The organism is Olleya marilimosa CAM030 (assembly GCF_000518485.1).
Lineage (GTDB): Bacteria > Bacteroidota > Bacteroidia > Flavobacteriales > Flavobacteriaceae > Olleya > Olleya marilimosa.
The window spans coordinates 56090-76644 of record NZ_JADR01000005.1 but is presented as its reverse complement, the minus strand read 5'-3'; the positions used below and the strand labels follow the sequence as shown (position 1 = coordinate 76644).

At 32.8% G+C, this 20555-nt stretch carries 18 protein-coding genes; 9 read left to right on the top strand and 9 right to left on the bottom strand.

Annotation, left to right across the window (positions count from 1 at the left end):
* Nucleotides 1-44: 44 nt before the first annotated feature.
* Nucleotides 45-1505 carry an aminoacyl-histidine dipeptidase gene (locus tag M890_RS0106290; protein ID WP_028282718.1) on the bottom strand — a complete coding sequence of 487 codons (1461 nt, stop codon included), beginning with the start codon at nt 1503-1505 and terminating at the stop codon, nt 45-47.
* Nucleotides 1506-1702: 197 nt separating this feature from the next.
* On the opposite strand from M890_RS0106290, the gene M890_RS0106285 reads away from it, so the two are divergent.
* The 3 genes from M890_RS0106285 (at nt 1703) to M890_RS0106275 (ending at nt 7213) form a co-directional block, all read left to right on the top strand.
* Nucleotides 1703-2770, top strand: coding sequence for a DUF3810 domain-containing protein (locus tag M890_RS0106285; protein WP_028282717.1), 1068 nt, complete (start codon nt 1703-1705; stop codon nt 2768-2770).
* Nucleotides 2771-2854: 84 nt separating this feature from the next.
* Entirely contained in the window at nt 2855-5839 is a 2985-nt protein-coding gene (locus tag M890_RS0106280; protein ID WP_028282716.1) for an amidohydrolase family protein, read from the top strand.
* A 75-nt stretch (nt 5840-5914) separates the two neighbouring features.
* Nucleotides 5915-7213, top strand: coding sequence for an amidohydrolase family protein (locus M890_RS0106275; RefSeq protein ID WP_028282715.1), 1299 nt, complete (start codon nt 5915-5917; stop codon nt 7211-7213).
* A 70-nt stretch (nt 7214-7283) separates the two neighbouring features.
* On the opposite strand, the gene M890_RS0106270 is transcribed toward M890_RS0106275, so the two are convergent.
* The gene (locus M890_RS0106270) at nt 7284-8102 is read right to left on the bottom strand and encodes a DUF6503 family protein (protein WP_028282714.1); all 819 of its coding nucleotides are present in this window, start codon (nt 8100-8102) and stop codon (nt 7284-7286) included.
* 245 nt (nt 8103-8347) lie between these two features.
* Here M890_RS0106270 and M890_RS0106265 point away from each other — a divergent pair, with 245 nt between their 5' ends.
* Nucleotides 8348-9145, top strand: a complete 798-nt coding sequence (locus M890_RS0106265) for a TrmH family RNA methyltransferase (protein WP_028282713.1) — start codon at nt 8348-8350, stop codon at nt 9143-9145.
* Nucleotides 9146-9149: 4 nt separating this feature from the next.
* Complete coding sequence (locus M890_RS0106260) at nt 9150-10382, top strand: M48 family metallopeptidase (protein ID WP_028282712.1); 1233 nt, start codon at nt 9150-9152, stop codon at nt 10380-10382.
* A 19-nt stretch (nt 10383-10401) separates the two neighbouring features.
* Here the strand turns inward: M890_RS0106260 and M890_RS0106255 are convergent, their stop codons facing one another.
* The 4 genes from M890_RS0106255 to M890_RS0106240 form a co-directional block, all read right to left on the bottom strand.
* Nucleotides 10402-11304 (bottom strand): TIGR01777 family oxidoreductase, encoded by a 903-nt coding sequence (locus M890_RS0106255; RefSeq protein ID WP_028282711.1) that lies wholly within the window; start codon nt 11302-11304, stop codon nt 10402-10404.
* A 94-nt stretch (nt 11305-11398) separates the two neighbouring features.
* Nucleotides 11399-12088 carry a tRNA (5-methylaminomethyl-2-thiouridine)(34)-methyltransferase MnmC2 gene (gene mnmD, locus M890_RS0106250; protein ID WP_028282710.1) on the bottom strand — a complete coding sequence of 230 codons (690 nt, stop codon included), beginning with the start codon at nt 12086-12088 and terminating at the stop codon, nt 11399-11401.
* 1 nt (nt 12089) lies between these two features.
* On the bottom strand, nt 12090-12482 hold the full coding sequence (locus M890_RS0106245) for a hypothetical protein (protein ID WP_232219133.1): 393 nt from the start codon (nt 12480-12482) through the stop codon (nt 12090-12092).
* A 40-nt stretch (nt 12483-12522) separates the two neighbouring features.
* Nucleotides 12523-13044: a DUF4920 domain-containing protein gene (locus tag M890_RS0106240; RefSeq protein ID WP_028282708.1), complete on the bottom strand. Its 522-nt coding sequence runs from the start codon at nt 13042-13044 to the stop codon at nt 12523-12525.
* Nucleotides 13045-13151: 107 nt separating this feature from the next.
* Between M890_RS0106240 and M890_RS0106235 the strand changes: the two genes are divergently transcribed.
* Nucleotides 13152-14219 (top strand): branched-chain amino acid aminotransferase, encoded by a 1068-nt coding sequence (locus M890_RS0106235; RefSeq protein WP_028282707.1) that lies wholly within the window; start codon nt 13152-13154, stop codon nt 14217-14219.
* A 74-nt stretch (nt 14220-14293) separates the two neighbouring features.
* Here the strand turns inward: M890_RS0106235 and M890_RS0106230 are convergent, their stop codons facing one another.
* The gene (locus M890_RS0106230; protein WP_028282706.1) at nt 14294-14680 is read right to left on the bottom strand and encodes a pyrophosphohydrolase domain-containing protein; all 387 of its coding nucleotides are present in this window, start codon (nt 14678-14680) and stop codon (nt 14294-14296) included.
* Nucleotides 14681-14988: 308 nt separating this feature from the next.
* Here M890_RS0106230 and M890_RS15825 point away from each other — a divergent pair, with 308 nt between their 5' ends.
* Nucleotides 14989-16317, top strand: a complete 1329-nt coding sequence (locus M890_RS15825) for a DUF5723 family protein (protein ID WP_051437464.1) — start codon at nt 14989-14991, stop codon at nt 16315-16317.
* Between the two features lie 69 nt (nt 16318-16386).
* Here M890_RS15825 and M890_RS0106215 read toward each other — a convergent pair whose 3' ends face one another.
* Nucleotides 16387-18426, bottom strand: a complete 2040-nt coding sequence (locus M890_RS0106215) for a dipeptidyl-peptidase 3 family protein (RefSeq protein WP_028282704.1) — start codon at nt 18424-18426, stop codon at nt 16387-16389.
* A 92-nt stretch (nt 18427-18518) separates the two neighbouring features.
* Between M890_RS0106215 and M890_RS0106210 the strand changes: the two genes are divergently transcribed.
* Complete coding sequence (locus M890_RS0106210; RefSeq protein ID WP_028282703.1) at nt 18519-19565, top strand: SRPBCC family protein; 1047 nt, start codon at nt 18519-18521, stop codon at nt 19563-19565.
* Nucleotides 19566-19937, top strand: a complete 372-nt coding sequence (crcB, locus tag M890_RS0106205; RefSeq protein WP_028282702.1) for a fluoride efflux transporter CrcB — start codon at nt 19566-19568, stop codon at nt 19935-19937.
* Here crcB and M890_RS0106200 read toward each other — a convergent pair whose 3' ends face one another.
* The gene (locus tag M890_RS0106200; protein ID WP_028282701.1) at nt 19938-20540 is read right to left on the bottom strand and encodes a DUF1684 domain-containing protein; all 603 of its coding nucleotides are present in this window, start codon (nt 20538-20540) and stop codon (nt 19938-19940) included.
* Between the last annotated feature and the right edge of the window lie 15 nt (nt 20541-20555).

Sequence of the window (20555 nt, the reverse complement as noted above, 5' to 3'; positions counted from 1 at the left end):
TAAGATTGTGCTTTTTCTATTTTATATAATACTATTTAAAACGATTACTTTTTAGGAATCTCTTTTAAAATCTCTAATACAAAGTTCCAGTATTTTTGAGCAGAAGATATTTGCGCACGCTCATCAGGACTATGTGCACCTTTAATATTTGGTCCAAAACTAATCATTTCCATATCTGGATAATTCTGACCCAAAATACCACATTCTAAACCAGCGTGACAAGCAGCAATATGTGCTTTTTCGCCATTAAGTTTTTGGTATAAATTATCTAATACTTTTAATATCGAGCTATCCATGTTTGGTGTCCATCCTGGATAATCTCCAGAAAACTCAACCTCACAACCAGTAAGCTCAAAAGCAGCACGTAGCGTATTTGCTAAGTCCATTTTACTACTTTCTACAGAGCTACGTGTTAAACACCCTATTTTTACGTGACCATCCTTAACAATTACTCGTGCAATGTTATTAGATGTTTCTACCAATTCAGGGATGTCAGCACTCATACGATACACACCATTTACTGCTGCATATATAGCACGTGTTAATCCTTCTTGCACACCAAGATCCATAATTAATTCAGGAGCTTCAGTTTTAGAAACTTCAATCACTAAATCAGGTTCCATAGTTTTAAGTTCGGTTTTAATGGTGTTACCTAACTCCTCCATTTCGTTAATAAAAGCAGCTTCATGTATCGCATCTATTGCTACTACTGCTCTACTTTCTCTTGGTATAGCGTTACGTAAACTACCACCATCAATCTCTGAGATACGTAAACCAAAGTTTTCAAAACCATCAAATAATAAACGGTTCATTATTTTGTTAGCATTACCTAAACCTTCATGTATTTGCATACCTGAGTGTCCACCTTGTAAGCCTTTTACTTTTATTTCAAATCCAATTTTAAATTCAGGTGTTTCTTCTTGCTCATAGGCTCTTGTTGCAGTCACATCAATACCTCCTGCACAACCAACACCAATCTCGTCATCTTCTTCTGTATCTAGGTTTAACAAGATTCCGCCAGTTAATAAACCACCTTTTAATCCCATTGCACCTGTCATACCAGTTTCTTCGTCAATTGTAAATAAAGCTTCAATAGCTGGATGTGGTATGTCAGTACTTTCTAAAATTGCCATAATGGTTGCTACTCCTAATCCGTTATCTGCACCAAGGGTTGTTCCTTTTGCTTTTACCCAGTCACCTTCCACTACCATTTGGATGCCTTGTGTGTCAAAATCAAAATTGGTATCTGCGTTTTTTTGGTGTACCATATCTAAATGCGATTGCATTACAATAGTTACACGATCTTCCATACCTGCAGTTGCTGGTTTTTTGATAATCACATTTCCAACCTCATCTTCTATAACTTCTAAACCTAAATTGGTACCAAAGTCTTTCATAAATTTAATCACGCGCTCCTCCTTTTTTGAAGGTCTTGGTACTGCGTTTAAATCTGCGAATTTATTCCATAATGCTTTTGGCTCTAAAGCTCTAACGTCTTGACTCATTTGTATCGTTTTTATTGAATTACAAAAGTACAAATTGCAGTTGCATTTAGAAACCTTTTTGGGTTAGAAATAACATTAGTCGCTACTCCTGATGGTAGTGACATCCTTTTTTGCAAAAAAAGATATAACGGACAGCAGGTAGAAACCTTTTAAATAAACCTAAGTGATTGGTCCTAATTTTTAATTATTTTTGAGTCATGCTAAAAAACAAAAAACTGTGGATTGCCCTACTGATTATACCAATGTATATATTGGTTAAAGTTTCGGCTAAATTTCCGGACACAATCGAGGTTGTGTATAGTACTGGTTTGTATCCTTTTATCTCTAAATTGTTTAGGTATACTTTGGGTTGGTTGCCTTTTAGTTTTGGCGATTTGTTATATGCTTTTAGTATAATTTTTATAATCCGTTGGCTAATTTTAAACGTAAAACGCATCTGGAAAGATACTATCCATTGGCTAATTGATGTATTTGCTGCTGTTAGTGTTATTTTTATGGCATTTCATTTATTTTGGGGTTTTAATTATTACCGAAATCCTTTGCATAAAAATTTAAATTTAGAGGATGATTACACCACTGAGCAATTAGTTACAGTAACTAAAAACTTGATTGAAAAATCAAATACCATCCACCTACAGATTACTAAAAATGATAGTTTGAAGGTCGAGTTACCTTTTACAAAATCCGAAATTTTAGCATTAACGCCTAAAAGTTATGAGGCTTTAAAAACTGATTTTACACATTTGGAATACCATCCTAAAAGTTTAAAAAAATCGTTATTTAGTGTCCCATTAACTTACATGGGTTTTAGTGGTTATCTTAATCCATTAACCAACGAGGCACAGGTGGATTATATGATTCCTGTGTATAAATTTCCGACCACTGCTGCACATGAAGTGGCACACCAATTGGGTTACGCTAAAGAAAATGAGGCTAATTTTATTGGCTTTTTAGCGACTATTAGCAATCCTAATATCTACTTTAAATATTCGGGTTACACCTTTGGTTTAAGGCATTGTCTAGGTGAAGTTTTTAGACGTGATCCTGATCTATACTACCAATTATTACCAACTATTAATATAGGTATTTTAAAAAACTATCAAGAGGTTAGAGACTTTTGGAATGATTACAAAAACCCATTGGAGCCAATTTTTAGGTCCACATATACGTCCTATTTAAAAGCCAACAATCAAGCCAAAGGTATGGATAGCTACAGTTACGTGGTAGCGTTATTGGTTAATTATTTGGAAGATAAAATCTTATAAAAACGTTAAAATCCTAATTGGATGTTGTTTGGCATATTGCCTATTACGTATCTTTAGTCTTTATCAACCTAAAACTAACAACCAATGATTAAAAAATGGGCAGCATTAAGCCTGCTGTTGTGCAGTTATTTATCTTTTGCACAAGAGTATGTTCCTAAAAACGATGGTGTAAAAACCAACACATCTAACTACACAGCCTTAACAAACGCTAAAATTTATGTCACTCCTAATCAAGTTATTGAAAAAGGAACCTTACTTATTAAGGATGGTAAAGTAGTCTCGTCTGGAGCTTCTGTCACCATTCCCAAAAATGCTGTTGTTATTGATGTAACTGGTAAATCTATCTATCCTTCTTTTATAGATATCTATACAGATTTTGGTGTTAAAGCACCAAGCAGCGCTTCTGGAAATAACAGAAGTCCGCAATATGACGCCAGTCGCGAAGGTTTTTACTGGAATGACCATATTAGACCTGACCAAAATGCAATAGACCATTTTGAATTTGATAGCAAAAAAGCTGAAGAGTTACGTAAAGCTGGGTTTGGTGTTGTAACCTCACATATAGATGATGGTATTATCCAAGGTACTGGTGTTTTAGTAACATTAGCAGCTTCTGGTAGCGATGCTACTAGACTATTGGACGACAAAGTTGGGCAATTTTCTGGAACATCAAAAAGCAAAACTTCTAGACAGGCGTATCCAACATCATTAATGGGAACTATGGCGTTATTACGACAAGTAAACCACGATGCAGATTGGTATGCTAAAGGAAATATTAAAGAAAGAGATCGTGCTTTAGAAGCTTACATTGCTAACAAAAATTTAGTTCAATTTTTTAATGCTGGTAAAAAAGTAAATGCGTTACGCTTTGACAAATTAGGAGATCAATTTGGTATCCAATATGTATTTGTTGGTGGTGGTGATGAGTATGAGCTTATTAAGGACATTAAAAATACCAATGCAAAATTTATTTTACCTTTAGATTTTCCGGATGCTTATGATATGGAAGATCCATTATTAGCACAATCTGTTAGTCTTGAAGATTTAAAAGCTTGGAACCAAAGTCCTGCTAACCCTAAAATTTTAGCCGAAAACAATATTCAGTTTGCGTTAACGACGCACAAATTAAAAGACGCTAAAACATTAATGCCTAACCTTTTAAAAGCTATTGAATATGGTTTAGATAAAACTAAAGCTTTAGAAGCATTGACAACTGTACCTGCCGGAATTATTGGTAAATCAACAGAGCTTGGACATTTAAAGTCAGGTGCTTATGCAAACTTTTTAATTACGTCTGGAGACATTTTTGATAAAGAAACTACTATTTATGAAAATTGGGTAACAGGCATCAAGGATGAGTTATCAGCAATGAATACTACAGATTTACGTGGTAACTACACCTTTAATTTTGACAATACGGATTATGAGTTAGAAATTTCTGGCGAAATTGAAAAACTAAAATCTAAGGTTAAAACCGAAACTAAAGAATTTGGTTCTAAAATAAACTTTAGCGATAATTGGATGCAATTAACTTTTGCTACTGCAGATAGTACCAAAAAAGAATTTGTTAGAGTGGTAACAAACGTAACCAACCCTAACATGTTAAGTGGTAAATTATATTATCCAAATGGTAACGAAGGGACTTTTTTAGCTACTAAACAGGCTTCAGATGCTAAAAAGGAAGACAAAAAAGACATTGAGGACAAAGACGATAAAACACCGACTATATATCCTGTAACGTATCCAAATATGGCGTATGGTATGGAAAGCCTACCACAGCAAGAAACGTTATTGTTTAAAAACGTAACGGTTTGGACTAATGAGGACGATGGTATAATAAAAAACACAGACGTCTTAATTAAAAACGGAAAGATTGCAAAAATCGGCACTAATTTAAGTGCTGGTAATGCAACTGTTATTGACGGAACCAACAAACATTTAACGTCAGGAATTATTGACGAGCACTCCCATATTGCAACAGAAAGTGTTAACGAAGCAGGACACAACAGTACTGCAGAAGTCACGATTGAAGATGTTTTAGATGCTGAAGATGTAGACATTTACCGTAATCTTGCTGGTGGTGTTACTAGTATCCAAATATTACATGGTTCTGCCAATCCTATTGGAGGACGATCTGCAATCATTAAATTAAAATGGGGAGAAAAAGCAGATAACTTAGTCTACCAAAACAGTCCTAAATTTATCAAATTTGCTTTAGGAGAAAATGTAAAACAAGCCAATTGGGGAGACAATGCAAGAACCCGTTTTCCGCAAACCAGAATGGGTGTTGAGCAGGTATTTACAGACTACTTCCAACGTGCGCAAGAGTATGATGCTTTAAAGAAAAGCGGTAAACCTTACCGTAAAGATTTAGAGTTAGAGACTATTGCCGAAATTTTAAATAAAGAGCGTTTTATATCATGTCACTCTTACGTGCAAAGTGAGATTAATATGTTAATGAAGGTTGCCGAAAAATTCAACTTTAGAATCAACACGTTCACACATATTTTAGAAGGTTATAAAGTCGCTGATAAAATGGTAGAACATGGTGTTGGAGGATCCACATTCTCTGACTGGTGGGCTTACAAGTACGAGGTTAATGATGCCATCCCTTTTAACGCGCCAATCATGCATAACGCTGGTGTTTTAGTAGCCATAAATAGTGATGATGCAGAGATGTCTAGACGTTTAAATCAAGAAGCTGCAAAATCTGTTAAATATGGAGATATTAGCGAGGAGGACGCTTGGAAGTTTGTAACCTTAAATCCTGCTAAATTATTACATATCGACGATCGTGTAGGTAGTATCAAAGTTGGTAAAGATGCAGATGTTGTGCTATGGAGTGACAACCCATTGTCTATTTACGCTAAAGCGGAAAAAACAATCATTGAAGGAAAAGTTTATTTTGATTTAGAGCGTGATGCTAAACTAAGAGAGACTATCAAAAAAGAGAAAAACGAACTAACAATGCTAATGCTTCAGGCTAAAAACAAAGGTTTAAAAACAAAACCTATTGAGAAAAAAGAAAAAGAGCTATTGCATTGCGATTCTATTGACCACCAACACTAGTCAATAAGTAAAGTTAAACGTAAAATTCACACTCATAAATGTTTCGCTTAAGCGGAAATTAAAAGATAATAAATCATGAGAACACTCAAAATATTAATCCTAACGCTATGTGTTTCGGTAATTAGTTTTGCCCAACAAACGCCTGGAGATAAACAAACCACAGCCATTACTATTGAAGGTGCAACTGCACATATAGGAAATGGTGACGTTATTGAAAACGCATTAATAATGTTTGAAAATGGTACACTAACGTTTGTTGGTAGTTCCAATACAAAAATTGCAAGAAAAGGAACCATTATTGATGCTAAAGGTAAGCATGTCTATCCTGGTTTTATTGCACCAAACTCAACTTTAGGTTTAGTTGAAGTTGACGCTGTACGTGCTACCAACGACGATGACGAAGTTGGTGCTATGAATCCACATATACGCAGTCTTATTGCTTATAACACCGAATCTAAAGTAGTAGAATCTATGCGACCAAATGGTGTATTAATGGCGCAAATCACACCTCGTGGAGGACGTATTTCTGGAACATCAAGTGTTGTACAATTAGATGCTTGGAACTGGGAAGATGCAGCCATAAAAACAGATGATGGTATACATTTAAATTGGCCAAGCACCTACTCTAGAGGTCGTTGGTGGTTAGGAGAACCAAATGTTTTAAAAGAAAACAAAAATTACGCTAAAGAGATAGAAGAACTTACCAATTACTTCGCGCAAAGCAAAGCCTATAATGCTAATAAAACATCTCCAAAAGATTTACCTTTTGAGGCTTTAGAAGGGTTAATGGATGGTAGCAAAAAACTTTTTGTACATGTAGATAACGAGAAAGGTATAACAGACGCTATTAATTTTGCTAAAGCAGAAAACATCAAGCACTTAGTTATTGTTGGTGGTTATGAAGCTAACAATGTTGTTGATTTATTAAAAGAAAATAACATTCCAGTATTATTACAACGCATCCACTCTAGACCAAATGGAGATGATCATGATTATGATTTACCATATAAATTAGCGACTCAATTAGTTAAGGCTGGTATTTTAGTAGGATTAGAAAATGCTGGTGATATGGAACGTATGAATACTAGAAACTTACCGTTTTTAGCAGGAACTACTGTTGCTTATGGTTTATCTAAAGCACAAGCTTTAAGTTTAATTACTTTAAATACAGCAAAAATATTAGGTGTTGATGATAAAGTAGGCTCATTGGAAGTTGGAAAAGATGCTACATTATTTATTAGCCAAGGTGATGCTTTGGATATGAGAACAAACAAATTGGATCAAGCCTTTATCCAAGGTCGTAACATCAGTTTAGAAACACATCAAACAGAATTGTACAAGCGTTATTCTAAAAAGTACAATAACAAACAATAATATTTTATTCCAATTAAAATTAAAAAAGCGACCTATTAGGTCGCTTTTTTAATAGATATATCACACCATATTAATCAACAAATTTTGCTTGTTCTGGCTTAACAAACATTGCTGCATCTGGTGCTGTTGTAGACAACTTTACGTCTGTAAAAACATTGGGAGCTTTAGGTGTTGTTGGTTTATCATCTTTATAACCATAACCTGTAATTGTATTTGGTAAAAGTAGACCGTTTACTTCTTGCCAATCGCCATAACGTCTAAAATGTAATTCTTTAGTATCAATTCCTGGCACAAAGTTTACTGTGTAACCTAACCATTCCATTTTAAATGTCTCAGCATTATAATAAAGTATGTAAATATCTTCTGGTGTTGCTCCTACACCATTATCATAAGATATTTTAATTCCTGGATAAGTTACACCTTCAAAAGTAAGTGCTTCTGCTTCAGAAAATTTAATTCCGTCGTCAGACAAAATAAAAGGCATAGTATAAAAATAGAACATTAGATTGTAGCCAAATTTAGGATCATACCCTTTATATTCTTTATCAGTTTTATTTAATAACCATGGTTTTTGACCATCAAAACCAATCGCATAGTTTTCAGATGCTAACAATGCTTTTCTGTTGTATAAATCTGTAGTGGTAACTTCTTTTCCATCAGGTTTCTCTTGCGTATACTCTAAAGATCTCATAGATTTCCATAGGTCTAATCCTCCATGCGCATTAAATACTTTTACTAAGTTTTCTGGATATTTTTTTGTTTCCTTAACTGCTTTTTCAATTGCAGGTTTATCCTCTTGGTTTGTGATCGTTTGAGTTTCGGTTTTGGTTTCAGTTTTACAAGAAAACAAGAATAATCCTAATGATAATGTGTAAAGTATTTTTTTCATTTAAATATTGGTTTTAGTATTCTACAGTCAGTCGAAATTAATTACATTTCTTTACAAAAAAAAGGTTGCAAATTGTTATTTTTTTAATGAGCCCTATTTTTGAATTATCTGTTATTTTAAAGGGTATTTATTATGTTTTTACACTTAATTATCAAAAAATATTTTAGATAATCCAACAGTCTTGTAGACTGCAAGATTTAGCTTAAATTTGTACCATATTAAATTTAGGATTTTAAACATCTAAAATGGCAAATAAACAAATAAGTAGCACTCAAAATCCATTAATCAAACACATTGTCTTATTAAAAGACAAATCTCGCGAACGCAAAAAAACAAATACTTTTGTTTTAGAAGGTGAACGCGAAATACAATTGGCTTTAGATGGTGAGTATGCTATCCAAACTATTTTAGTGTTACCTGAGATTTATGATATTACAAAACTTGGTAATTTCCCTGAGACTATTGATATTATAGAAGTCTCAAAAGAAGTTTATCAAAAAGTAGCTTATCGAGAAACTACAGAAGGGATTTTGGCTATTGCCAAAAGTAAACCGCATCAATTAGAGGCTATCGTTTTTAATAATAACAATCCTTTAATTTTAATTGCTGAAGCACCTGAAAAACCAGGAAATATTGGTGCCATTTTACGTACAGCAGATGCTGCAAATGTGGACGCTGTAATTATTGCAAATCCAAAAACAGACTTGTATAATCCAAACATTGTACGCTCTAGCGTTGGCTGTGTTTTTACTAACCAAATTGCCACAGGAACGACAACGGAAATCATTACATTTTTAAAGAAAAATAATATTGATATTTACAGTGCTATATTACAAGACGCAGTGCATTATCACGAACAAGATTATAGCAAAGCAAGTGCTATTGTTGTTGGTACGGAAGCTGATGGTTTAAGTGATACTTGGCGAAAAGCGTCTAAACAAAATATAAAAATCCCTATGCAAGGTGCCATAGATTCCATGAACGTGTCTGTTGCTGCTGGAATATTAATTTTTGAAGCTAAACGTCAGCGTAATTTTAAATAAACTAATGACTGCAAACACTTTATTTTACATTTTAATTGCCATACTAATTATCAGTTTTATAATTGATAAAATTCTAGATGCACTTAATGCAAAACATTTTAACGATACTTTACCAACAGAAGTAAAAGATGTTTATGACGACGCAGAATACAAAAAATCGCAACGTTATAAAGCAACTAACTATAAATTTGGATTGCTTACGTCAACGTTTTCTTTAGTACTTACATTAGGGTTTTTCTTTTTTGATGGTTTTGCTTACGTTGATCAAATAGCTAGACAATTAACAACGCATTCTATTTTGATTACTTTAATTTTCTTTGGAATAATCATGTTAGGTAGTGATGTAATAACCACTCCGTTTTCTTATTACAAAACCTTTGTAATAGAAGAACAGTTTGGGTTTAATAAAACAACTAGAAAAACCTTTATCCTAGACAAAATTAAAGGTTGGTTTATGACCATCTTTGTTGGTGGTTTAATACTAGGTGCATTAACTTGGTTTTATCAAACTACAGGTTCAACATTTTGGATATATGCTTGGCTATTAATAACCGTTTTCACGGTGTTTGTTAACTTGTTTTACTCTAGGTTAATTGTCCCTATATTTAATAAACAAAGTCCTTTAGAAGATGGAAGCTTGCGCACTGCAATCTCTGACTATGCCAACACTGTAGGTTTTAATTTAGATAAAATTTATATCATAGATGGCTCAAAACGTAGCACAAAAGCAAACGCTTATTTTTCTGGTTTTGGAAGCGAAAAACGTGTCACACTTTATGACACATTGGTTAATGATTTAAATGAAGAAGAAATTGTTGCTGTTTTAGCCCATGAAGTTGGACATTACAAAAAGAAACACATAATTTTCAACTTAGTAACCTCTGTACTTTTAACTGGCTTTACCTTATATGTTTTATCGCTTTTAATAGGAAACCCAATGTTGAGCGAAGCATTAGGTGTGGCAACACCAAGTTTTCATATAGGCCTAATTGCTTTCGGAATTTTATATTCGCCATTATCTGAAATCACAGGATTATTAATGAACTGGTTTTCTCGTAAGTTTGAATATCAAGCTGATGATTATGCCAAAACAACCTACAAAGCAGACCCTTTAATTACATCGCTTAAAAAATTATCTAAAAACAGTTTAAGCAATTTAACACCACATCCAGCGTATGTTTTTATGCATTACTCGCATCCTACATTACTAGAACGAATTAAAAATTTAAGACAGTAATTATTTCACTTTAAAACAATTAATACTCCTCTTGCAAAGCACTTTGCAAATTGTAATGCTCAAAACTAAAACCAGTATCTTCTATTTTTTTAGAACTTACACGCTGACTTTCAAATAACAAAATATGCATTTCGCCTAAAATTAGTTTCATAAAAGACTTTGGAATGTTAGGCAAAAATAAAGGCCTTTTTAACTGTCGCGCTATAGATTTTGTTAGCTGTAAATTAGTTTCTGGATTTGGTGCTACACCATTATATACACCTTCTAATTTGTTTACTAATACATGTAAAAATAGATTTGCTAAATCTGTAATATGAATCCATGATTGCCACTGTTTACCAGAACCAAAAGCTGCTCCTGCTCCATATTTAATTGGTTTAGCCATTTCTGGTAGTGCACCTCCTTTTGCAGATAAGACTAATCCAATTCTAACCTTAGACACTATGACGTTTAAAGTAGAAAAGGCATCTACAACCTGCTCCCATTGCTCAACCACTTGACCTAAAAAAGATGTGCTAACTTCTTTATAATCCTCTGTATAATAATTAGTTAATGAATTTGGATAAATACCAATAGCACTAGCAGACACAATGTGTTTAACCTGATTGGGATTGTTTTTAAGCGTATCAAAAAGTAATTGAGAGGTCTGGACACGACTTAACAAAATTGTTTTTTTATAAGATTCGGTCCAGCGTTTTGATATACTTGCTCCAACCAAATGTATAATTGCATCAACACCGTTTAAACAAGTTGCATCTATTTCATTTTTAGAAGGATTCCAATAAAACCCTTGATAATTAGAATCTGTTTCTAATTTGGATTTACTTGTTGTAAGATAATTTACAGAAATATTGTTAGCATGACATTGTTTTACAATTTCGCTACCAATTAATCCTGTTGCTCCTGTAATTAATATGCGCATTTTTTTTTATAAAAATACAAATAAGTCTGCCTAGTACTTATTGCTTTAAGTAAGCTTTAACGTTTGAAATAGTAAAATAATTATGTCTATTTACTTAAGCTAGTTTTACAGCTCTAAGTATATGACGTTTACTTGGTGGACCAGGAAGACGGTCTACCTTAAAACCTACACTTTGCATAGCACGTCTTGCTGCACCTTGAGCGCAATAGGTCATTAGTACACCATTAGGTTTAAGTGCTTCAAACATTATTTTAAATATTGAAGCGGTCCATAATTCAGGTTGTTCGGTTGGACCAAAAGCATCAAAATAAATGACATCAAATTGATTAACAGCCTTTAAATTAAAGATGTCATGATTCCTTTTTTCTAATGTAAATCTTGGTGTTATTTTATGTGGCACATCCCATGAGACCTCATGCATTGTATTAAATACGTTTTGCTGTTCTGGAACCAATAATTCTTCAGCAAAATTTAATTGATTAATTATATCCATGGTAACCGGAAAAGTCTCTATACCAACATAATTAATCGTTAATGGTAATGATTCTGTTTTAACAAGCGTATTAAAAGCATTTAGCCCAGAACCAAAACCTAGCTCTAAAATAGAACAGGATTGTACTATTTCTTGACGTTGTAAAGTAGACAAAAAATAAAACAATCCTGATTTAAGATATACAAAATCAGACTCTTCTATTGCTCCGGAAGTAGAATGATAATGTGCTTTGTATTTTGGGTGCAACAGCGTTGAAGAACCATCTTTTGTAATTTCGATTTTTGGTTTCAACCTATTGTGAGATTAAAAGTTTTTTAATTTTAGGAATTGGTCCTGTACATTCTAAACTATGACAAGAGATACAAGTATTGATATTATTATTAAATCTATCTTTTAAACTTATATCAGATTTAGTATTATAGATTTCCTTTTGAGCAGTTAAGAATATATTAGAAAAACTTTTAAATCGTTCTGTTCTGGCCTTAAAGTTTGATAATTGGGCTGTATGAATATTTAAAAATTGTTCAGGTAAAGGTGTTAATGCCTCATCGTTTACAACCTGTTTTTTAAGCTGAAGATTAAATGCGTATAATTCTTTCATTAATACAGTCATTTCTGAAGGCACATACATATCGTACACAACTTCTGCTTTTTCATCTTTCTTTGTTTTGTCGTTACACGACATAAAAAAGATAAGTATTATAACCCAAAAACCATGTTTCATATTATTGCTTTTCTACTAATAAAACACCATCAGCTAAAAACGAAAATGTACGTTTAGGCTCTGTAATAACTTCAATTTCTTCTTTAGTTGCTCCTTTATCTTCAGCGTAGTGACGTTGCTCGTCTACTGACACTTCTTCAACAAAAGCTAATCCGTTTACAATAACTTCATGTTCTGCAATATTTTTTGGCATAAAAAATCCGTAGTCTTTAAACTTAACCATAACCTCATTACCCTCTCCTAAGTCAGCAGTCATCCAACAACCTTTATTTTGGCACACTTCTTTTACTTTTAAAGTTACTTTAGTTGGGATACTGTCTCCTGCTTTCATGTCTACATAATGACTTAACATAGATTTAGACGCGATAGCATCATCAGCTACAATCTCTTTTCCAAAAGATTTATAATTAACCTCAACGGTTTCAGTAACAACTTCGTCGTTAACTGTGTCGTCTTGTTTTGTTTCGTTTTTACAAGCTACTATTGTTAATAATAATGCAAATAGGATTAAAAAATTTTTCATGGTGTTTTCTATTATAATTTGTTACCCAAAGATAGTATTTTAAGCGTAATAGCATACTTTCTAATATATATTTCTGTATTTTTGTGTCAATAATTTAACCACATTACATGGCGACTTTAACCAAAAAAGATATAAAACTTACTAGAACTGAAACTTCAAAACTAAGCACAGTTGATTTTAACAACTTAGCTTTTGGACAAGTATTTTCAGATCATATGCTAACTTGTGATTATAAAGATGGAAAATGGCAACTGCCAGAGATTGTACCATATAGTCCAATTACATTAGATCCATCTGCCAAAATTTTTCATTATGGACAGTCAATTTTTGAAGGTATGAAAGCCTACAAGGATAGTAATAATGATGTATTTATGTTTAGACCTTTAGAGAATGTAAAGCGTTTAAATATTTCGGCTAAACGTTTAGCAATTCCGGAAGTACCAGAAGATTATTTTCTTGAAGGTTTAAAAGCGCTTTTAGAAGTTGAAAAAGATTGGATTCCAACTAACGAAGGTAGCTCACTATATATTAGACCTTTTATTTTTGCCTCAGGAAAAGGCTTTCATGCCTCACCTGCTGATGAGTATAAATTTATTATTTGTACTGCTCCTTCAGGTGCTTATTTTTCTGGAAAAGTAAATGTTTTAATTGAAGAAACTTACTCACGTAGTGCTAATGGTGGTGTAGGTTTTGCTAAAGCTGGAGGTAATTATGCTGGACAATTTTATCCAACACAATTAGCAAAAGCTAAGGGTTACCAACAGGTAATTTGGACGGATGATACAACACACGAATTTATTGAAGAAGCTGGTGCAATGAATGTTTTTATTCGTATCAACGACACCTTGTTAACGTCTCCTGTCAGCGATAGAATTTTAGATGGAATTACCAGAAAAAGTATCCTACAATTAGCTGAAGCTGAAGGTATAAAAACTGAAGTAAGAAAAGTAAAAGTTAGCGAGCTGGTAGAAGCGTCCAAAAACGGTAGCTTAAAAGAAATGTTTGGTGCTGGAACTGCTGCTGTAATTTCGCCAATTTCTGGTTTTGGTTTTAGAGGTGAAGATTTTGAAATACCAGAACAAGACCAGTCATTTGCGTCGCAATTAAAACAACGTATTATAAATATACAAACTAATAAAACTGAAGATCCTTTTGGATGGCGAGTAAAACTTTAATTTTAATAAATAGTTTTATCTAATTTTAGATAACAAAAAAAGCAACCAAATGGTTGCTTTTTTTATGCCTTATACTATTTATCTAAAATTGCTTTAATATTAGGTTTAAAGTAATTTGGTCCCTTTAGTACTTTACCATCTTCTCTGTAAATAGGTTCTCCATCTTCACCTAATTTACTCATATTACTACGTTGTATTTCTGCAAAGACTTCTTCTATCTTATCTTGCATACCATGCTCTATTATTGTACCACATAATATGTAAAGCATATCGCCTAAGGCGTCTGCAACTTCAACTAAATCGTTATTTTTTGCTGCTTCTAAATATTCTTCATTTTCCTCTCGCATCAACTCGTAACGCAATAGGTTTTTATCTAGACCTAAATCTGCTTTAGGTGTTTCTCTGTGTCCTATTTTAAAAGCAGTGTGAAATGCTTTTACAGCTTCTATTTTATCTTGCATGTAATTGTTGTTTTATTCCTTGAAGTTAGTGCTTAGTTTTACTAATTTTGCTTAAAAATAAATTATGTTTAGTAAAGGACAAATCGTTTTTGGAATTTTATTCGCCATCGCATTTATTATCGTGTTGATTAGAATGTACCGTAAGGATTTAAACTTACACAAAGTCCATTACAAAGGTGTATTATGGATACTGTTAGCTTTTCTAGCTTTTATAGGTATGATTGTCGCCATTAAAGTGATTTTTAAATAATTTTTAGCTTAATTAAATAAATTGACTTTATTTGTACTTAAAATAACACCTTTTAAATATGAATTATTTTAAGTCTGCAATAGCTTATACTGCTTTTTTTATTTCTTTTTTTAGCGTAGCGCAAAGTTACGTTGGCCATTCCATTGATAATTATTCTGGAATACATGGAGTTATTGATAATCCTTCAAACATTGTAGATTCTAGATTTAAGACAGATGTTAATCTTGCGTCTGCTAGTACTTTTATTGGAAGTGATTATTATGCTATAGATTTTGGAAACATTTTTAATGAAGATATTGACATTGAAGATAATTCTAAAATCTCGCCATCAGATTCTAATAATTTTTTCTCTAATGCAGAGGTTGTAGGTCCTTCTTTTATGTTTAATCTTAATGACACTAACAGTGTAGGAATAGTAACTAGACTTCGTGGATTTGCTAATATTAATAATATTAATGGATCTTTATTTGAAAGTTTAAATGAAGAATTTGAAAATGCTGAAGATTTTTCATTTGATTCTAGCAATTTAGTATCTACCTACCATGTTTGGGCGGAAATAGGCTTTGCCTATGGACGCGTGCTATATAATAAAGAGGATCATTTTTTAAAAGGAGGTATTACCTTAAAATTATTGCAAGGTGCTGGTATTTCTTATTTTAATAGTCCTGGTTTTTCTGGGAATTATGATGCTTCAGCCCAAACAATTACCACTAACGGAAGTATTAATTACGGAAACATTGATGATATAAATAACGACGAAGATTTTAATTTTGATAATTTACAAACTGGTTTTGGTGCAGACCTAGGTGTTACTTATGAATGGCGAAAAGGCAATGAAACAGACAGTAAAGGGTTTAATAAATATGTGCTTAAATTAGGATTGGCTATTACTGACATTGGATCCATTACCTATAAAAATATTAAACAATATAGTTTTGATTTAAATAATCAAACAGAAAGCACTATTGGCTATAATGATACTGAAGCCTTTTTAGATGAAAATTATACGTCTGTGGAAACTACTAAAAAGTTAAAGATTAATTTACCTACAGCATTGCGTTTAAGCGCAGATTATCATGTAGACAAATCAATTTACGTAAGTGTTTTAGGTGCTTTTTCAATGGTTAAAAACAACACGGAATATGCTAACAAAATTAACAACGCTGTGACTTTATCACCTCGTATTGAAACAAAATGGTTTAGCTTTTATTCTCCTGTAAGTTTTAGACAATATGATGACTTTGCTTGGGGAGCAGGTTTAAGATTAGGACCTCTGACTGTGGGATCTGGATCTATATTATCTAATGTGCTGTCTAAAGAAGCTAAAACTACAGATATATATCTTGGTTTAAAAGTTCCTATTTACCAAAGTAAAAAAACAAAATAGTTCAATATAAAAAAAGCCTTAATCTAAATTAGATTAAGGCTTTTTAATTTCCGCGAAAGCGTTATAATTTTAGTTTTCTTCTGGTAGAAAGTTGTAGTTTTTACTGTAAAATAACATTTGACCATCAAAACTTTCTGGTTGTGTTACGTTAATAGCAGTAATCTCTCCAGCGTCATTAGTTTCTGGTACTAAAACAGGGTTAACAAATCCACTATAAGGAGGAGATGTAAATTGCTTGTTACGCTCTAAAACCTGAGCATGTATTGCTTGATCTACTTTTACTCCATATCCTTCTACTAAATCCTCAACCGCTTTATAATCTCCTTCAGATTTAATACGTTGTGTTTCGCGTAGTAATTGTCCAAATAAATCATGTAACTTGTCATAGTCGTTAATATTGAAATACGTTTTTCCGTCTCTTGTTATTTTTTCAATAACATTGTCTGCTTGACCCTTTTCAAATACCCAAGCACTAACCCATTGTCTGTTACGCATGTGTGCTTCTTCTACATCATCTCCTAGATTAAGTCTTATTAATTGTGACATCAAACCATTGCGTATGTAACCATCATAGGCAGCCATACCAACACTTTTCCAGTCGTCAACTAATCCTAATTCTTGTAATTTTGGATTGTATAAATAGTATAATCCTACTAAATCTGCACGACCTTCTTCCAAGGTTGAAGCGTAGTTTTTAAGGGTTTCTTTAGTTTCTCCAACACCTGGATTTAATTGTCCTGACGCGTGTCCAATAACTTCGTGTAAAGCTGTATGTAATTTGTCTGCTAGTTGACCATATTTTTCTTCTAACTCATACTCTTGATCATCGTTTACAAATTCTTTTAAACGTCCTGTACTTCCTGCGTTATTATAAGCGTGAATGATGTTACCTAAGGATACTGACTTACTTCCTACTGCTGCACGAATCCAATTTGCATTTGGTAAGTTTACACCTATTGGTGTGCTTGGTGAAGCGTCTCCAGCTTCTCCTGCAACGTTTACAACTTTGTAAGTTACACCAACCACGTTTTCTTTTTTATGTTCTTTCATTAAAGGAGAATTATCCTCAAACCATTGTGCATTTTCAGATAATACTGCCATTTTTTGAGACATATCAAAATCATTAATTTGCACTATAGTTTCATATGACCCTCTATAACCTAATGGGTCATTGTAAACTTCAATAAAACTATTAATATAGTCTACATTTCCAGCAGTTGCAGCTGTCCAAGCAACGTTATAATCGTCCCATGTTTGTAAATCTCCCGTTTTGTAATACTTAATTAAAAGTCCTATGGCGTTACCTTGCGCTTCGTTTTCTGCTACTCCTTGAGCTAATTCTAACCATTTTACAATTTGATCAATTGCAGAACCGTATAATCCACCTGATTTATAAACACGTTCTTTTAACACACCATCCTCTTTAACTAACTGCGAGTTTAATCCGTATGATAATGGCTTTTTAGGATCCGGAGATTTCATTTTACCATAAAAAGATTCGACATCTGCATTAGTCACATCAGGACCATAAAAGTTAACAGCACTTTCTAACACATTATCTACACCTTTAGCTTGATTAACCTTTTTAGCATCTTGGTCGTTAAAAATCACATCAAAAGCTTCTCCTACTAATGTTGTGTTAGTTGCAGACATAATTTCTTTTAAATAGTCTTGAGAAAATTCTGGTTTAAGTTTGTCATTAGAGTAATGGTGGTGGATACCATTACTAAACCAAACACGCTTAAGGTAAGTTTCAAACGCTAGCCAATTATCTGCTGTTTTATCACCTTTATATTTAGTATACACGTTTTCTAATGCTTTTCTAATCTTTAAATTGTGTCTGTAGTTTTGGTCCCACATTATATCACGACCTGCTAAACCTGCTTGCGTTAAGTAGTATACTAATTTTTGCTCTTTAAGTGTTAGTTTTTCCCAACCAGGAATTTGATAGCGTAGTATTTTAATATCTGCAAACTCTTCGACATTAAAGTTAAACGCAGTTTCTACTTTAGGTTCCTCTTGGGTAGTTGGCTTTTCTGCTTTGTCATTACCACAAGACCATAATAGTGTTGCAACAAATGCAACACTTAATATTGATTTTAATTTCATAATTAATTAGTTTTTAAAAAGTCTTTAAAGATAAGAATTTAACAAATTGTAAATTGATTATCTTTGAAATAACAACCATTTAATTTTTAAGAATGAAATACTTGAAACACCTATTATTTTTGTTACTTATTGCAATCATAGCTACAGCCATTTATGTTGCAGTACAACCCAACGATTTTAGTGTATCTAGGACTAGAACTATTCAGGCTCCTGCCAGTTTAATATATAATGAAGTGATAGATTTTAAAAACTGGGAAGATTGGAATGCTTGGACAGAAGAAAAACCTGATATGACTATTAATTATCCAGAACAAACAAAAGGTATTGATGGATCATACTCTTGGATTGATAATGGTGAAACTGGCATTATGCGAACTACAGACACTAACCCTAATAAATCCATAACACAAACCATGCAGTTTGCAGATTACCCAAGCTCTGATGTTGTTTGGAATTTTACACCAAATGCAGATGGTAGTACTGATGTAAAATGGACCATTTCTGGTAAAGATTTACCTTTTGGGTTTAAAGCCTATGCAGCTTTTACTGGAGGAATGGATAGTAAAATAGGACCATATTACGACCGTAGTTTAGAACTTTTAGACCAAAAATTAGTTAAAAGCATGACAATTTATAATGTCAAAGTAAACGGAGTAACTAAACATGGTGGTGGTTTTTACTTGTACAATACAACATCAAGTAAAATTGAAAATTTTAAAGTAAAAATGCAGAAAATGCTACCTGAAGTCAAACAATACCTTACTGACAACGATATAAAACCAGCAGGTGCGCCTTTTGTTATTTATCATAAATGGGATTTAGAAAACAATGCAGTCATTTTTTCTTGTGCTATGCCAACTAGCGATAGAGTAATTACAACTGATAGCGAAATTTTAACTGGACAATTAGAACCTTTTGATGCGTTAAAAACAACCTTAACGGGAAATTACACACACCTAGAAGAAGCATGGAATACAGCCATGAAATATCAAACAGATATTAATTTGGTGCCTGATGAAACTGGTGTTGCATTAGAAGTATATGTCACTGACCCAAGCGACACAACTAATCCAGCAGATTGGATTACAGAAATTTATTTACCTATAATATTAGATAATAACACAACTTTAAGTCATTAAATGAAACAACTTGTTTTAGTTTTTATAGGTGGTGGTTTTGGAAGTGTCCTACGCTATATTATTGGCAAAGCACTTAATAATACAGAAAACGGAATCCCATACGGAACCTTTTTAGCCAATGTTTTAGGGAGTTTGCTTATAGGTATAATATTAGGTTTGGCTTTAAAAAATAATACCCTTAGTAACAACCAAACATTGTTATTAGCTACAGGTTTTTGTGGTGGATTTACAACCTTTTCTACATTTGCTTATGAAAACCATGTATTTTTAAAAGCTGGAGATTTTACTAGTTTTGCTTTATACACAATCGCTAGTTTTATTCTTGGGTTTTTAGCAGTCTTTTTTGGAATGTGGTTAGCTAAACAATTTTAGTTACGCTTTTGTGTATTTTTTTACACCTGCTTCAATACGTACATATAAAATATTTTCTGACGGAACAATCGGACAAGAATATTTTATGTTATAGGCACAATAGGGATTATAGGCTTTATTAAAATCTATAAGCAATTTATCATCTTTAGGTAACTTAACCTCTATGTAGCGACCACCTTTATAGCTTTCTACACCATTAGTATTATCCATAAAAGGTAAAAATAAAGCTTCCTCCTGACCTACTTCTTCAGCCATTTCTAAATCTTGATAAACATTTAACTTTAGCAGTTTGTCTTTAATAGTAAAAGTAGCTTCGCCATATTTAATATAATCTACCTCTCTATCAGTAGTTGTTTTCATTTTAAAAGGGGTTTCATTAGGTGTACGCTTAAAATCTGCATTAACAACGTAAGTACTATCAAATTTGAAAAAATCTAGACTTCTAAATACTTTACGATCTCTATCTGTCAATGGTGACTTAGCTGCATCTTTAAAATCTGCATTCATCTGTCGTTGGTAATCTGTATCTCCTAGTAATGGTAATTTATCTTGCGCACAACTTAAATTTGTGATTATTACAAAGAACAAAATAATATATCTCATGCGTTACTATATTAA